This is a genomic window from Nocardia inohanensis NBRC 100128 (genome assembly GCF_001612945.1).
Classification (GTDB): domain Bacteria; phylum Actinomycetota; class Actinomycetes; order Mycobacteriales; family Mycobacteriaceae; genus Nocardia; species Nocardia inohanensis.
Genome location: NZ_BDBK01000008.1, coordinates 348,077 through 363,227 on the forward strand (window position 1 = coordinate 348,077; position 15,151 = coordinate 363,227).

Genomic DNA, 15,151 nt, shown 5'->3' on the forward strand with positions numbered 1-15,151 from the left:
GCTATGCCTTTGACCTTCTTCGAAACCATGAGCGGCGAACTGTACGACGCCGACGGGCACCCGCATCACGTGGCCATGGATCTGCGCTGCGAGTCCGGGCGCGCGCTCGGCTTCGTCACCAATGGCCGGGCCCGCATCACCGGAACCCTGCGCGCCGCACCGTGGGTGGAGGGCGCGGCCGTGATCGGAACGCTGATCGCGTTGCCCGTCACCAAGCGCTCGATGAGCTACGAACTGGACTTCCGCGACGACGATGAACGCGCCTGGCGGTTGACCGGCCGCAAGGATGTACGTTGGGGACGCGGCACGCACGCCAGCCTCACCAACCTCGACACCACCCTGTGGTGTGAAGGCCGCGAGATGGCGCACGGGCGAATGCAGTTCTTCGCCAACGACTATCCGAGTTTCCTGCGCTCGTTCCAGCCGTGGGTGTCGCTGCGCGCCGACCTGCCCGACGGGGGCAAGGCCGGGACCGCGTTCAGCGACCGTCAGCGCGCAACCCTGCACGCCCTGGCTGTCACGCTCTTCGCATCCGATGGCGCGGTGCCCGCGGCGGACGCGACCACCGTCGACCGCGCCGAAGCACTCATCGCCGAGATGACCCCGCTCATGCGCTCCGGACTGCGCGTGGCGCTGCGCTCCCTCGAAGCCGCCGCCCGCGCCCGTCACGGCAAGGGCTGGGCCGCCCTCTCCCCGGAGGCGCGGCGCGCACTGCTCGCCGAGGCACGCGGCAACCGCGCACTGCGCCACGCCCTGGACGCCGTCGAAACACCGCTGCGCATCGCCCATTTCAGTGACCGCCGCTACCTCGATGCGATCGGCGCACCCCGATACCCTGCGCCGACCACCGCCCCCGCAGCTCTCGGCAGCCCCGCCGGGCCGGGCGCTAGCACCGGGGCGGGGAGCGACCTCGGTGGATCCGATACGAAGCGCGGACTCGGCATCGGCGCGGTCCAGCCCGGCTGGATGGCCAATGTGTCCGCGCCCGGACAGCTTTCGCGCCAGGACCTGGTCGACTGCGATGTCGTGGTCATCGGTTCCGGTGCGGGCGGCGGCGCGGTGGCCGCGCGCCTGACCGAACAGGGGCTCGGTGTGGTGATCGTGGAGGAAGGTGATTACGCGGGCCGGGCGGAGTTCGCGGGCGAGCTGCTCGATCGGACGCGGAAGTATTGGCGCGACGGGGGATACAACCTCGCGGTCGGCAACACCGTGCTGGGCATCAGTACCGGTCGGATCGTGGGCGGGACCACCGCGATCAATTCGGGGACGGCGTTCCGCACTCCGGACGCGGTGCTGCACGAGTGGCGGGCAAACGGATTCCCCGCCGACTTCGCTCCGGAGAGCTTCGGCGCATTCCTCGACGAAGTGTCGGCCGAGCTGGGGATCGCGCCGGCCGAGCGCAAGCATCTGGGGCGCATCGCCGACATCATCGGGGCGGGCGCGGACGCGCTCGGGGAATCGCATGGACCGTTGCCGCGCAATGCCGTCGGCTGCGATGGGCAGGGGCAGTGCGTGTACGGCTGCCCGACCGATGCCAAGCGCAGCGCCAATGTCAGCTGGGTGCCGCGCGCGCTGAAGGGCGGGGCACAGTTGTTCACGGGCATGGGGGTCACGCGGGTGCTGATGAACGGGCGGCGCGCGATCGGGGTGCTGGCCGAGGGGCAGGACGCGCACGGTGCGCCGCGCATGCTGGAGATCCGGGCGCGGGCGGTGGTGGTGGCCACGGGCACGCTCATGACGCCGTTGTTGCTGCGCCGCAATGGGATCACCCTGCCCGCTCTGGGCCGGAATCTGTCGGTGCATCCGTCGCTGGGCGCGATCGCGATCATGCCGACGGCGGGGGACCCGTGGACCGGTATTCCGCAGGGCTATCACGTCGGCGGGCTCGGGGATCCGCGGGTCACCTTCGAAGGCGTCACCGTGCCACCGCAATTCGCGGCCGCCATGCTGCCCTTCCACGGTGCCGAACTCGGCGAATGGATGAACCGCTGGACCCACACCGAGCAGTTCGGTGCGATGGTCCGCGACACCGGCACCGGCAGCGTCGGACACGGTCCCGGCGGCGCACCCCTGGTGCGGTACAGCCTGTCCCCGCAGGTGCAAGCCTCCCTTCGGCACGCCTGCGCGGGGTTGGCCGAGCTGTTCCTGCGCGGCGGCGCGCAGGCGGTGGCGCTGCCGATCGCCGGACTGCCCGCCGTGCGTGATCTCGCGGCCGCCCGCGCGGTCGCCGAGATGTCCTTGCATCCCCGGCAATTACGCATGATGGGCCCGCATCCGCTGGGCACCGCCCGCATGGGCGCCGACGCCCGCACCGCCGTGGTCGATTTCGAGCATCGCGTCTTCGGCACCACCGGCCTGTATATCGCCGACGGTTCGGTGGTCCCCACCTCGCTGGGCGTCAATCCGCAGGTGACCATCATGGCGTTCGCCCTGCGCGCCGCCGATGCGATTGCCGCCGAATTGCGGTGACCGCCAACCGTTCCCGCTACAACTCCGGGCTGGCGCACTGCCAACGATCTTGGTACACCTAGGAGACCATCAGGGGTGATCCGGATTACTCCGGGGATCGGGGAGCGACAGTGGGATCCAGAGCCGAACTGGAGCAGGAACTGGGCGGCCCGCTGGCCGCCCTGGAGCTGCTGACCGAGGCCGAGACGGCCGATCTGCTCGACATCTTCAAGCAGGCGCAGCGCACCGAGGCCGCGGCGATGGTGGAGGCGGTCGACAAGACCGTGGGCGCGCTGCCCTGGCCGTTGAGCACCGCGGCCAAGAAGATCATGTTCGGGAACAAGCTGGGATAGGCGATGAGCGATCTGGTGACCCGGGCCCAGCTGGAGCTGCTGTCCCGGACTCTGCACGTGCCCGTCGCCCGGCTCGAGCATCTCGAGAAACTCGGCGCGGACCACCTGTACGAACTCAACGAAGCACTCTCGAAAAAGATCTTCGCCCAGCACAATGCGACCTTCTCGCGCCTGAGCATGCTGGTGCCGATCATTCCGCTGAGCATCTCGATGCCGCTGGTGCAGCGCATGGTGCCGCCGGTGATGGCCGGGCGGGCGGCGGGCGCGATCGGGGTCGATCATCCCAAGAAGGCCGCCGAGGCGGTGACCATGCTGAATCCGGCGTACGCGGCCGCGGCGGCGCCGTACATGGATCCGCACGCGGTCGGGCAGCTCGCCGACATCGCACCGGTGAAACCGGTCATGAGGATCATCAACGAGCTGCTGGGGCGCGGTGACTACATCACCGCCGGACCGTTCCTGGCCTATGCCACACCGGAATTGATCCGGGCCGTGGAGACCGATGTGCACGATGACGAGGCGTTGATCCGCTCGGCGTCGTTCTCCTATTCGGCGGAGAACCTCAGCGTTATCGTGCGGCAGCTGCTGGAGGGTCCGGGCCGGCGCATCCCGAAACTGGTGCGCACCATCCTGTCCGGCTCCACCGAACTGCGCTTGGCCGGGCTGTCGGTCTTCGCCCGCTGCGACACCGATGTGATCGTCGGCATCGGCGACATCCTGTTCGATCTGGGCTCGGCCGAGGAGATCGCCGACCTGTGCCGCACCTTCGTCACCGGCGGCGCGATGGCCGAGAGCCTGCGGTTCGTCGGCCAGCTCAGCCCGTCGGCCCTGGACATGCTGGCCGCAAATCCGGTGGTCGCCGAAGCCGAGTACCTGGACGCGATGGCCGCCGCGGTCGACGGCAGCACCGATCCGGCGCTCTGGCGGGGACTGCTGGAGCTGGCCGAACGCACCGAACCGGCGGTCGCGCGCCGCATCGGCGGCAAGCTCTCGCACTTGGACCCGGCGACCGTGACCCAGCTGCCCGTCGTGCTCGGTCCCGGGCATCTGTGGCCGCCGATGCTGAAGGTGCTCGCCGTCGCCGAACCGGACGCGCAATCGCGGCTGGGCGAATTGTGGTCGACGCTACCGGCATTGGAACGCCACGAACTCGAGCAGCGGATCACCGATCTGGGCTTGGGTGAGCAGTTGACGGCACTCACTGCGACCTTGCAGCTGACGCACTGACCTCCCGCAGTTCCTCGAAGACGCGCGCGAACGCCGCCGCCCCGTGCCCGGCCGCCACCTGTCGATCCACCAGCCGGGCCAGCGGATCGAGCAGATCGGTGGCCGTGCCCGCGTCCTGCCCGGCGCGCACGATGGCATCGAGTGCGGCCTTCTGGAACGAAAGATGCTGCACCACGGCCGAATAGTCGCCCGAATCGATGGTCGCGCCGTACGCCGGCAACCCCTGCGCCATCGCGGTCACCCACGGCACGGCGCGGGCCGCGAACTCCGCGGCACTCACCCCGGCCGATCGCATCATGGCCGCACCGTGGAAGAACCCGCCGAACATGGCGTACATGCCCGACAGCAGCGCGAAGTCCCATAGCGCGGCCAGGCCGGCGTCCGCCCCGAAATACTCGGCCGTACCGAGCAGTTCGAGCACCGGCCGCCGCGCTCGGAACACCGATTCCGAACCGCTGTAAAGGATCGAGGATCCGGGTGTGCCGATCATGGACGGCACCGCCATGATGCCGCCGTCGAGGAAATCGATGCCGTGCTCGCCCGCCCAGCGGGCCAGCTCCCGCGATTCCTCGGGCGCGGTACTGGTCAGATTGATCCACTGCTTACCGGTCAGCTCGGCCGCGATCGGGTCGAGCGTTTCGTGGATGGAGGTGTGATCGAGCAGCACCGTGATGATCACGTCCCCGTCGCGCACCGCCTCGGTGACCGACCCGGCTTCCACCGCACCCGCCTCCACCAGCTCACCGGCCTTACCGGGGGTCCGATTCCAGATCGTGGTCGGCACATCGGCTGTGCGGAAGGTGGTCACCAGCGCGCGGCCCATGTCACCGAGTCCGAGTACGGTAACCGTGTTCGGCCGAGTGTTCGTCATTGTGGGACAACTCCTTCGAATCCATTGTGGTCGGTACCGCGCGCGCTGGAATCGAATCTGCCCACACCGGCGTCGGCCGGCAAGTACGCACTATTTGCTCGGGTACTGACCCCGAGGTGAGTATCGAGCCAGCGAGGACGGACAGTGGGCGAGAAGAGATCCGGGCCATACTTCTGCGGTATCGACGCCGCCATGGATGTGGTGGGCGGCAAATGGAAATCGCTCATCCTGTGGGAGTTGCACGAGCACGGCACCCGGCGCTTCGGCGAACTGCGCCGCAACCTGCCCGGCGTCTCGGAGAAGATGCTCAATCAGCAGCTGCGCGAGCTCGCCGAGGACGGCATCGTGCATCGTGAGATCTTCGCCGAGATCCCGCCGCGCGTGGAGTATTCGCTGACCGCGGAGGGGGCGTTGCTCAATGCGGCACTCGCGCCGCTGGGTGAGTGGGGCCGCCGACGGGCCGAGCGCATCGGCGCGAAGCGGGCGTACGCGCCGGGCCACGAAACACCCAGCGGCGAAACGTGTTTCCTACCGAGCGATCCCGCCCCTGACCGGACCGCCTGAGCGCACTCGCTTTCGCTGAATCAGCGGCGGTCTCGCCGCTGACCGGACCGCGTGAGCGCTCTCTCGCTGAATCAGAGGCGATTTCGCCGCTGACCGGACCACGCGAGCGCACTCTCCCTGATTCGGAGGCGATCCCGCATTCGAGCGGAAACCCGCGCCCGATCTTCCGAGGGGAGCCCGGCCCCGAGCCCGCTGGAGTACCGGCGTGTCGTGGGACCGGCCGCTGATGTTCAGGCCGGTGTGCCGAACCAGCGGGTGAGCGCGGACTCCAACCCGTCGAGGGACGGGCCGTCCGCCGCCCACGCCGCGATGCCGTCCGGGCGGATGAGGATCGCCGAAAGTTCGCGCGGCTCAGCGGATTTTGCGGTGAGCAGCTGCACCCGGTCGGCCCAGGGCGCGGCGGCGGCGTGCAGGGCGGGGGAGTCGGTGAGGTCCAGCAGGACCGCGCGGCCGTCACCGAAGTGCTCGCTGACGAAGGTGCCGTCGGCCAGTTCGATATCCGGGGCGAGCCCGCCCAGCAGCGGGTGGCCGGCGCCGAGGTCGTAGCGGTGCAGGACGCCGGAGATCTTCTTGAAGATCTCGGTCGCGCCGTCGCGGGTGCGCAGCAGGCTCGCCATGACCTCGCGCAGGGCGCGCGAGCGGGGATCGGTGCGCATGAGCGCGACCTGGGCGCGGGTCCATTCCAGCACCCACGCGCCGATCGGGTGCCGTTCGGTGGTGTAGGTGTCGAGCAGGTCCGCCGGAGCCCAGCCGCGTACGGCCGCAGCCAGTTTCCAGCCCAGGTTCACCGCGTCGCCGATACCGAGGTTGAGGCCCTGGCCGCCGAAGGGGGAGTGCACGTGGGCGGCATCGCCCGCGAGCAGGACCCGGCCCCGGCGGTATTCGGGTGCCTGGCGGGTGTTGTCGGTGAATCGGGTCGCCGAAAGCACCTTGGAAATCCGGACTTTCACGCCGGTAACCCGCTCGTAGCTGCCTTCCAGTTCGGCGGCGGTGATCGGGGCATCGCGGTCGGCGGGCGGGCCGTCGAGTTCGACGGTGAGGAAGCGGCCCGGCGTGGGACCGTTGACGTAGATTCCGGTGGGCGTGCTGCGCCAGCCGCCGGGCACATGCTCGGCCCCGGTCATCTCGACCACCGCCTGCCGTCCGGTGATCTCCGGATCCAGGCCGGGGAATTCGAATCCGGCCAGTTTGCGGACGATACTGCGCCCGCCGTCGCAGCCGACCAGCCATTCGGTACGAATCTGGTAGTCGCCGCAGTCCACGGTGACCCCGATGCCGTCATCGCTCAATCCGGTCACCGTCGTGCCGCGCCGCACCGGCACCCCGAGTTCCGCGGCCCGCGCCGCCAGCATGGCTTCGATGCCCTGCTGCGGAACGAACCACGCCGACGCGGCCGGCCCCTGATCCGCGAAGGCCGGATCGTCGAGGTCGATGACATCGCCGAAGAACTGGAGGCCCGCGAAATGCCCGCCCACGAACGCCTTTCCGGCCGGGAGAGGCCCGGATTCGCCACTGTCCTTACGGAATACGGCGAACCGGTCGATCATGGCGTCGTGCTGGACGCGCAGCGCGGGCAGCAGACCCCGCCGCGCCAGCGCCCGCGCGGTCGGCACATTGATCGCACCGGCTTTCACGGTCATATCCATCTCGGTCAACCGCTCCAGCACCAGCACATCGACCCCGGTCAGCCGCAGCTCGCACGCCAGCATGAGCCCGACCGGCCCGGCTCCCACTACCACCACTTCGTGTGTCTCGTTCATGAGAATCACTGTGCCGGTGTGCGATTGCCCGGCGCTTGCACCGTCTTGCGCGCCGCTTGCGCCGACCCCCGGCCGGACCGCTCGGTCCACTGGAACCCGCACTGCGCGCGACGGCATCTTCTACCATCGACCTCGTCGATACAGGGAATGAACAGGGGAGAGTCGGATGACCGGCGACGCGGTGGCTGTGGACGTCTCGAAACCGAGCATTGCGCGCGTGTACGACTACCTGCTGGGTGGTCATGACAACTACGAGGCCGATCGCAAGGTCGGCGACTTCTTCATCAACGATCTGCCCGGGTCGGTGGCGATCGCGCACGCCAACCGGCAGGCGCTGGTGCGTGCGGTGGCGGCCATCGCAGAGGATGGGGTGGACCAGTTCATCGATATCGGCAGCGGCCTGCCGACGGTCGACAATGTGCATCAGGTGGCGCAGCGATATCACCCCGAGGCCCGGGTGGTCTATGTCGACAACGATCCGATCGTGCTGGCGCACGGCCGGGCGCTGTTGCAGACCGACGATCACACCACAGTGATCCAGGCGGATCTGCGTGAGCCGGAAGCGATTTCGCAGCATCCGGACGTGGCGCGGTTGATCGACTTCACCAAACCGGTCGGTGTCATCTTCAGTGCGATCCTGCACCATCTCAATGATTCCGAGGATCCGCGCGCGCTGGTGCGCTGGTGGGTGGAGCGGGTGCCCTCGGGCAGCGAGTTCTATATCTCGCACTTCCGCACCGGCAACAACGAGGAGACCAGCGCGGCCGAGGAGAAGTTGCAGGAGACCTTCGGGCGCGGACGCTGGCGCAGCGATACCGAGATCGTGCAGCTGTTCGGCGACGGCCTCGAGATTCTGGAACCGGGACTGGCCTACTGCTCGCAGTGGCGGCCGGCGGCGACCGCCGCGGGTATCGAGACCATCGGCGTGGCCGAGCGGGAGCTGACCGTGTGGGAACAGCTGATCGCCTGCGTGCTCGCGCGCAAACCCTAATCCTCGGGCGGCCAGTGCTCGGCGATCCATCGATCGGCGGCGGCCTTGGCCTCCTCGACGTCGCGCGCGGAGGCTTCCCGCCAGCCCGCACGCCACGAGCAGGTGGTCGCGCCGGTGGCTTTGATGTACGCGCGGGAATCGCCGAACTCCTTGGACAGCCACCACGCCGACCGGTCGCCCTCGAGTTTCCAGCCGTCGGTCGCGTCCGACGGCCGGATCGGCCCGTACGAGCCGTTCGACCTCACATCTCCCACATAGGACATTGTGGCCCAAACGCGATGGAAGTTCGGCCACACGCCGTTCTTCCACCGCCGCAAGCCATCTCGCCGGGGATCAGCCCCAGCCGCGCGAATCCTGTTTGAGGGCAGTGTCGATGGCCAGCCCCGAGGCCACCACCATGCTCAACAGCGGCTGCGGGAGCTGGCGATGGATCTGCACCACATAGTTGTCAGCGGTGGTGAACATGGTCTTCATCAGGCCCTCCCACGTCTTGGTGATGCGGGCGACCTCCTGACCGGTGTGGTCGTGGATCATGAAGTTCCAGGCCCGCCAGTTCTCGGCCTTGATGCCGCCGATCTGCTGGCCGTTGACCACGAAGGCGAAGTTGATCTTGCCGATCATGTTCTCCTGGATGATCTCTCCGATCGGCTGGCCGGTGCCGGCCTCGAGGAGGAACTTCGACTTGAACACCTTGGCCGGACGGGTGACCCGCAGCTGGGTCTGGCCGTGCGTGTCGCGGATCTCCAGCTTGTGGGTCATGAACTGGTCGTAGCTGGACAGGAACCGGACGGCCTTCTTCAATGCCGACTGGCCGACCTCGACGACCGCGCCGAGCTGGCGGCCGTGCTGATCGAATACGCCGTATTCGTTGGCCATCTCGATGAGCTTGACCTTCTGGTTCACCACCAGCACCGGTTCGCTGAACAGGGTGCCGCCGCCGCCCTGGGCGGGCGCGACGCCCGCGCGCTCCTGCACCTGACGCTGGATATCGGCGGGGTTGTCGGCCGAACCGAGCTCGAGCTCCCACGGGCTGGCGTCACCGCGGTGCTGTCCGTACTCCGGCTGCGCGTACTGCTGACCGTATTGGCGGCCCTGATTCGCGTACTGCTGACCCTGCTGCCCGTACTGCTGCGGTTGCTGAACCTGCTGCGGCTGGGACTGCTGCCCGTACTGCCGCTGCGGTTGCTGCGCGTGCTGCGGCTGGGATTGCTGGGCGTACTGCTGCTGCGCGTGGTGCTGTTGCTGAGCGTGCGATTGCCCGGTTTGCTGCGCGGGCTGCTGCTGGGGCTGGGCCGTTTGCTGTTGCGGCTGAGTGTGATTGGTCCACTGCGTGCCGTCCCACCAGCGCATGGTGGTGGAACCAGGACCTTCGGGATACCAACCCGGTGGATGACTCATGGCGGCATCCTAACCATCTCTTGTGAACCTGCACGGTTCGCCGTTTTCGTCGCATTCTCCGCCCTATGATGGGCGGCTGACGCCGAGGCGAGCGGTCCCGGCGGTCGGGAAGCGGGGAAATCATGTCCGGCGCAGGCGAATTCGCATCTCTCGGCGGTCCTTCGACCCGGCCGGTCCTATGACCGATCTGGTCACCCGGGCGCAATTGGTGCTGCTGGCGAGAACATTGCATTTACCCGTGGAGCGGGTGGCCCATCTCGAACGTCTCGGCCCGGCGCGCCTGCACGAATTGCAGGAGCGCGTCTCGGCGCGGCTGTTCGATCAGCACGCACCGGTTTTCGATCGGATCAGCGCGCTGGTGCCGGTCATACCGCTGGCGATCTCGCTGCCCATCGTGCAGCGGCTGGTGCCACCGGCCATGACCGGACGTGCGGCGGGCGCGGTCGGGGTGCGGCATCGGCGCAAGGCCGTGGACGCGCTGCTGCGCCTGGAGGTGGGGTACGCGGCCGATTGCGCGCCGTACCTGGATCCGCGCACCGTCGGTCAGCTGGCCGACGACGCGCCGCCCGCACCGGTGGTGGCCATCCTCAACGAGCTGCTGAAACGGCGTGACTACATTACCGCCGGACCGTTCCTGGCCTATGCCACACCGGAATTGGTGCGCGCGGCCGAGGCGGGTGTGCCCGATGACGAGGGGCTGATCCGCTCGGCGGCCTACGCCTACTCCGGGGAAGCCGTGAGCGCGGTGGTGCGTCAGCTGCTCAACGGGCCGGGGCAACGGGTTCCGCAACTGCTGCGCACGGTCGTGGACGGCTCCAAGGAATTGCGGCTGGCGGCGCTGTCGGTGTTCGCGCGCTGCGCACCCGATGTGGTCAGCGCGGTCGGCGACATCCTGTTCCAGGTGTGCCCGCCCTCGGCGGTCGCCGATCTGATCGTCACCTTCCTGGGTGCGGACGCGACCGCGGAGATGCTGCGCTTCGCCGGGCAGCTCAGCCCGAACGCCCTGCTGAAGCTGGGCATGAACCCGGTACTGGCCGAGATCGCCGGGCAGCTGATCACCACCGTGGACGGCAGCAGCGATATCGCGCTGTGGCGCGGGGTGCTCGAACCGTTGGCGCGCACGCCCGCGCAGGTGCGGCGATTGGCCGGCAATCAACTCGCGGGCCTGGAGACCAGCACTTTGGTGATGCTGCCCGCGATCGCCCAGGCGGGCCGGTTGTGGGCGCCGCTGCTGTGGGTGCTGGCCGCCACCGATGTGGATGTGCAGGCTCACATCGGCGAGCTGTGGGCCACCACCACCCGCCTCGATCCGGACCTGCTGGAATGCCGCATCGCCGATCAACGCCTGGAATCACTCCTCGCCACGTTGACCGCGACAATCCGCTTACTGCGATCCTAATTTCGCGCCCACTCGTCCGGTTTCACGAGGCGACAACCGATTTCGCGAGGTGAGGGCAACTCACCGGGTACCGCCGAAATCGGTTCGGCACCGGACCGCCGGACCACGAACGGGACCGGCCACGGCACCCGAGCCGGGCGCTGAAGTCACGGGCATGCGGGACAGTGGTAGGAATTGATCGTGTCCGAAACCGCCGAAACCCGCACCCGCGCCGTCTCGGAAGTGGTCGATCTGGTCAGTCAGCTGATCCGGTTCGACACCTCCAATACCGGCGAACTGGAAACCACCAAGGGCGAGCGTGAATGCGCGCAATGGGTGGCCGATCAGCTGCATCAGGCCGGATACACCACCGAATACGTCGAATCCGGGGCCCCGGGGCGCGGCAATGTGTTCGCGCGGTTGAAGGGCGCGGACTCCTCGCGCGGGGCGCTGATGATGCACGGGCATCTGGATGTGGTGCCCGCCGAGGCCGCCGACTGGAGCGTGCACCCGTTCTCGGGCGCGATCCGCGACGGTTACGTGTGGGGGCGCGGGGCCATCGATATGAAGGACATGGTCGGCATGATGCTGGCCGTGGCCCGGCAGTTCAAGCTCGAGGGCACGGTGCCGCCGCGCGATATCGTGTGGGCGTTCCTGGCCGATGAGGAGAACGGCGGGCGCTGGGGTTCGCAGTGGCTGGTGGAGCATCGGCCCGATCTGTTCGAAGGCATCACCGAAGCGGTCGGCGAGGTCGGCGGCTTCTCACTGACCGTGCCGCGCCCGGACGGGACCGAGCGCCGGCTGTATCTGGTGGAGACCGCCGAGAAGGGTCTGGGCTGGATGCGCTTGCGCGCCAAGGCCCGTGCCGGCCACGGCTCGTTCCTGCACGAGGACAATGCCGTCACCATCCTGGCCCAGGCGGTCGCGCGGCTGGGCACCCACACCTTCCCGTTGGTGGTCTCCGATTCGGTGGCCGAGTTCCTGGCGGCGGTCGCCGAGGAGTCGGGCCTGCAATTCGATCCCGCCAGCCCCGATATCGAAGGCCAGCTGGCGAAACTGGGCACCATCTCCCGCATCATCGGCGCGACCCTGCGCGATACCGCGAACCCGACCATGCTGCGCGCCGGCTACAAGGCCAATGTGATTCCGCAGACCGCCGAAGCCGTCGTCGACTGCCGCGTGGTGCCGGGCCGGCAAGCCGAATTCGAGCGCGAGGTCGACGCCCTGATCGGCCCGGACGTGGAACGCGAGTGGATCACCAAACTCGATTCCTACGAAACCACTTTCGACGGCCACCTGGTCGACGCCATGAACGAAGCGGTGCTGGCCCACGATCCGCAGGGCCGCACCGTGCCCTACATGCTCTCCGGCGGCACCGACGCGAAAGCCTTCGCCAAACTGGGGATTCGCTGCTTCGGGTTCGCGCCGCTGAAACTGCCGCCCGAGCTGGACTTCACCGCCCTGTTCCACGGGGTCGACGAGCGGGTTCCGGTGGAGTCCCTCGAATTCGGCACCCGGGTACTGGAACACTTCCTGCTGAACAGCTGAGACGAAAGGACCACTCGTGCCCGACTATTCGTACAACCCGTACGCGCCGCTGCCGCAGCTGCCCGAGTTCACCGTCACCTCCACCGATATCAGCGATGGCAAACCGTTGCAGCTGGATCAGGTCAGCGCGCTGGGTGGGGCGGGCGGGCGCGATGTGTCGCCGCAGCTGAGCTGGAGCGGATTCCCTGCCGAGACCAAGAGTTTCGCGGTCACCATGTACGACCCGGACGCGCCGACGGCGTCGGGGTTCTGGCATTGGGTGGTGGCCAATATTCCGGTGACCACCACCAGCCTGGAGAACGGGCAGGGCAGTGCGGGCGGATCGCTGCCCGCAGGAGCCATTCATCTGCGCAATGACGCCGGGCTGCACGAGTACACGGGGGCGTTCCCGCCCGCCGGGCACGGGGCGCACCGGTATTTCGTGGTGGTGCACGCGGTCGGGGTGGAGAAGCTGGAGGTGGATGAGAACGCCTCGCCCGCCTACCTGGGCTTCAATCTGTTCATGAACGCGATCGGACGCGCCACCCTCATCGGCACGCACGAGCAGCACTGAGTTTTCCGCTGCGGCCCTGGACCTTTCGGTCCGGGGCCGTTGTCGTGCGCGGACCGTTCAGCTCGGGCCCAGCAGTCGCGCCAGCCCGCGGATGCCCGCGGTGAGGTCCCCAGCCGTGGGCGCGCGCTGCGGTTCGATGAGGTATTGCACCAGCAATCCGCCGATCAGGGTTTGCAGCACCGCGCCGATGGCCGGATCGCCCTCGCCGAGTATCTGCGCCAAGCCTTCGCGGGCTTTCTGTTGTGCCGCACCGGTTTCCGCGGCCAGTTCGGGGGAGTGCATGGCCTGCGCGCCGCTCTCGATATTCGCCGCCCAGAGCGCGCGGTCGGCATCGAAGGATTCGATCAGTTTGTGCCAGAAGGCGTTCAGGCGTTCGGCGGCAGCGCTGGTGTCGTCCTCGGGCAGCGCGCCGAGCAGTTGCTCCACGGCGGCGGCGGTGGACTCGAGCATGGCTTGATTGAGCAGTTTGTCGCGGGTGCCGAAGTGGTAGTTGATGGCGGCCAGGTTGGCGCCGGAGGCGGCCACGATATCGCGCACGGTGGTGCGGGCGTAGCCGCGCTCGGCCAGGCATTGCTTGGTCGCGGCCAGCAGATCTTCTCGGGTTCCCACGTCGACCAGGGTATCAGCTACCGAACGGATGTTTTTGACAGCCGTTTCAAACAATTGTTTGTGACAAGTGTTTTAAACGTGTGTATGGTCGGGTCGGACAGGATCCCCCGCACGAAGGAACGTCGATATGACCGCGCACCGCCCGCTTTCCCCGTTCGAGATCGGCTATTTCAGCACCGGCGCCCGGCTGGGCAGCGTGCCCATCGGCGGGATGCCGTTGTTCATCGGTTCGCTGGTGCGCGGCAGCGTCGATGCCGGGTTGCTGCGGCGGGTGCTCACGGAGCTGGCGGCCGGGCATGTGCTGTTGCGCAGCCGGGTGGTCACCGGGGCCGATGGGGTGCGCCGGTTCGAGGTCCGGGACGGGTTCGAGCCGCCGCTGCGGGAGTACGCGGGGGAGATCGAGCAGTATTGGGAGCTGGTGAACACCCGGCCGCAATGGCGGGACGGGTTGTTCGAGGCGGTGCTGCTGCGTGGCGCGCGGACGACGCGGGTCGTGCTGCTGATCCATCACGGCATCGGCGATGGGCGTTCGGCGTTCGCGCTGCTGGAGGAGATGTGGCGGCGCTACAGCGCGCTGGCGGCGGGTTCGGCGCTGCCGCAACCGGATTCGGATCGGGAGTTGATTCCCGGCGTGGATGCGCAGCTGGCGGTGATGGTGGAGCAGGCGGAGGTCGACGGCCTGGTGGCTCAGATCCGGGAGATGGCGGCCGGTTACGACGCCGGTGCCGCGCCGCGCACGCTGCCGGTCGACGGTGACGGGGTCGGGGATCCGGATGGGCGCTTCGCGGTGCGGCGCATCGACTCGAGCGAGCGGCAGACCGCCGCCCTGGTCGATATCGCACGCGCACAAGCCATCTCGGTGAACAGTCTGCTGGGGGCGGCGGCGCTCACGGCGGTGCGCGCGGAGTTCGATGCCGCCGGTCCGCTGCCGCTGCTGTGCGGGCATGCGGTGGATCTGCGCTACGAGCTCGCCCAGCGGGTGCCGGAGTCGACGATGCTGAATTGCGCTGCGGGCGCGGGCACGCCGGCGCTGGTGGATCTCGATACCGATCCGGTGGCCCTGGGCCGGGAGATCGACGCGCTGATGCGCCGGACGCTGGAGATGCGGTTCCCGGCCTTGTTCATGCTCGCCTCGCAGCGGGAGCTGGATCCGGTGACGGCGGGGGTGCTGGCGGCGCAGCCGAGTATCGCGCTGTCCAATATCGGCCGGTTGCCCGCGCATGCGCTGCCCGCCGGACTGGAATTCGTGCGTGACGAGGTGTTCGCGATGACGGCCGGGATGCCACCGAAGATGACCATCTTCACCGTGGGCGGACGCTTGAGCATCCAGGTGGAGTACGACACCGCCGAGCACAGCCATGCGCAGATGGGGCGGGTCGCCGAGGCCATGGCGGCGCAGTTGCGGCGGATCACCGCGGGCGTTCGGGTTTGAATCGCTGCGCGAAAAGCCG

At 68.4% G+C, this 15,151-nt stretch carries 14 protein-coding genes; 9 read left to right on the plus strand and 5 right to left on the minus strand.

Annotated features, from left to right (window positions below):
* Positions 1-3: 3 nt before the first annotated feature.
* From NI1_RS17440 to NI1_RS17450, 3 genes are all read left to right on the plus strand, one after another.
* A complete protein-coding gene (locus NI1_RS17440; RefSeq protein WP_067821442.1) occupies positions 4-2,469 on the plus strand; it encodes a GMC family oxidoreductase N-terminal domain-containing protein in 2,466 nt (821 codons plus the stop codon).
* Positions 2,470-2,579: 110 nt separating this feature from the next.
* Positions 2,580-2,801 carry a hypothetical protein gene (locus tag NI1_RS17445; protein ID WP_067821445.1) on the plus strand — a complete coding sequence of 74 codons (222 nt, stop codon included), beginning with the start codon at positions 2,580-2,582 and terminating at the stop codon, positions 2,799-2,801.
* Between the two features lie 3 nt (positions 2,802-2,804).
* Positions 2,805-4,028, plus strand: a complete 1,224-nt coding sequence (locus NI1_RS17450; RefSeq protein WP_067821448.1) for a hypothetical protein — start codon at positions 2,805-2,807, stop codon at positions 4,026-4,028.
* Here NI1_RS17450 and NI1_RS17455 read toward each other — a convergent pair.
* Positions 4,000-4,956, minus strand: a complete 957-nt coding sequence (locus tag NI1_RS17455; RefSeq protein ID WP_369690146.1) for an NAD(P)-dependent oxidoreductase — start codon at positions 4,954-4,956, stop codon at positions 4,000-4,002. The two genes, NI1_RS17450 and NI1_RS17455, sit on opposite strands and share 29 nt — an antisense overlap.
* Positions 4,957-5,091: 135 nt before the next feature.
* On the opposite strand from NI1_RS17455, the gene NI1_RS17460 reads away from it, so the two are divergent.
* Positions 5,092-5,463 (plus strand): winged helix-turn-helix transcriptional regulator, encoded by a 372-nt coding sequence (locus NI1_RS17460; RefSeq protein ID WP_084523411.1) that lies wholly within the window; start codon positions 5,092-5,094, stop codon positions 5,461-5,463.
* 230 nt (positions 5,464-5,693) lie between these two features.
* Here NI1_RS17460 and NI1_RS17465 read toward each other — a convergent pair whose 3' ends face one another.
* Positions 5,694-7,223: an FAD-dependent oxidoreductase gene (locus tag NI1_RS17465; RefSeq protein ID WP_157535166.1), complete on the minus strand. Its 1,530-nt coding sequence runs from the start codon at positions 7,221-7,223 to the stop codon at positions 5,694-5,696.
* 166 nt (positions 7,224-7,389) lie between these two features.
* Between NI1_RS17465 and NI1_RS17470 the strand changes: the two genes are divergently transcribed.
* Positions 7,390-8,214 (plus strand): SAM-dependent methyltransferase, encoded by an 825-nt coding sequence (locus NI1_RS17470; protein ID WP_067821455.1) that lies wholly within the window; start codon positions 7,390-7,392, stop codon positions 8,212-8,214.
* Here the strand turns inward: NI1_RS17470 and NI1_RS17475 are convergent.
* Together NI1_RS17475 and NI1_RS39350 are read right to left on the minus strand one after the other, a co-directional pair.
* Complete coding sequence (locus tag NI1_RS17475; protein WP_157535167.1) at positions 8,211-8,468, minus strand: hypothetical protein; 258 nt, start codon at positions 8,466-8,468, stop codon at positions 8,211-8,213. The genes NI1_RS17470 and NI1_RS17475 overlap by 4 nt on opposite strands.
* Before the next feature lie 79 nt (positions 8,469-8,547).
* Complete coding sequence (locus NI1_RS39350) at positions 8,548-9,612, minus strand: phospholipid scramblase-related protein (RefSeq protein WP_067821462.1); 1,065 nt, start codon at positions 9,610-9,612, stop codon at positions 8,548-8,550.
* A 178-nt stretch (positions 9,613-9,790) separates the two neighbouring features.
* Here NI1_RS39350 and NI1_RS17485 point away from each other — a divergent pair, with 178 nt between their 5' ends.
* The 3 genes from NI1_RS17485 to NI1_RS17495 all read left to right on the plus strand — a co-directional run bounded on the left by NI1_RS17485 (position 9,791) and on the right by NI1_RS17495 (position 13,091).
* Entirely contained in the window at positions 9,791-11,011 is a 1,221-nt protein-coding gene (locus NI1_RS17485; RefSeq protein ID WP_067821464.1) for a hypothetical protein, read from the plus strand.
* A gap of 180 nt (positions 11,012-11,191) precedes the next feature.
* Positions 11,192-12,538 (plus strand): M20/M25/M40 family metallo-hydrolase, encoded by a 1,347-nt coding sequence (locus NI1_RS17490; protein WP_067822498.1) that lies wholly within the window; start codon positions 11,192-11,194, stop codon positions 12,536-12,538.
* Positions 12,539-12,554: 16 nt separating this feature from the next.
* A complete protein-coding gene (locus tag NI1_RS17495) occupies positions 12,555-13,091 on the plus strand; it encodes a YbhB/YbcL family Raf kinase inhibitor-like protein (protein WP_067821467.1) in 537 nt (178 codons plus the stop codon).
* 57 nt (positions 13,092-13,148) lie between these two features.
* On the opposite strand, the gene NI1_RS17500 is transcribed toward NI1_RS17495, so the two are convergent.
* Positions 13,149-13,700, minus strand: coding sequence for a TetR/AcrR family transcriptional regulator (locus NI1_RS17500; RefSeq protein WP_067821470.1), 552 nt, complete (start codon positions 13,698-13,700; stop codon positions 13,149-13,151).
* A gap of 127 nt (positions 13,701-13,827) precedes the next feature.
* On the opposite strand from NI1_RS17500, the gene NI1_RS17505 reads away from it, so the two are divergent.
* Positions 13,828-15,132, plus strand: a complete 1,305-nt coding sequence (locus tag NI1_RS17505; RefSeq protein WP_067821473.1) for a phthiocerol/phthiodiolone dimycocerosyl transferase family protein — start codon at positions 13,828-13,830, stop codon at positions 15,130-15,132.
* The last annotated feature ends 19 nt before the right edge of the window (positions 15,133-15,151 follow it).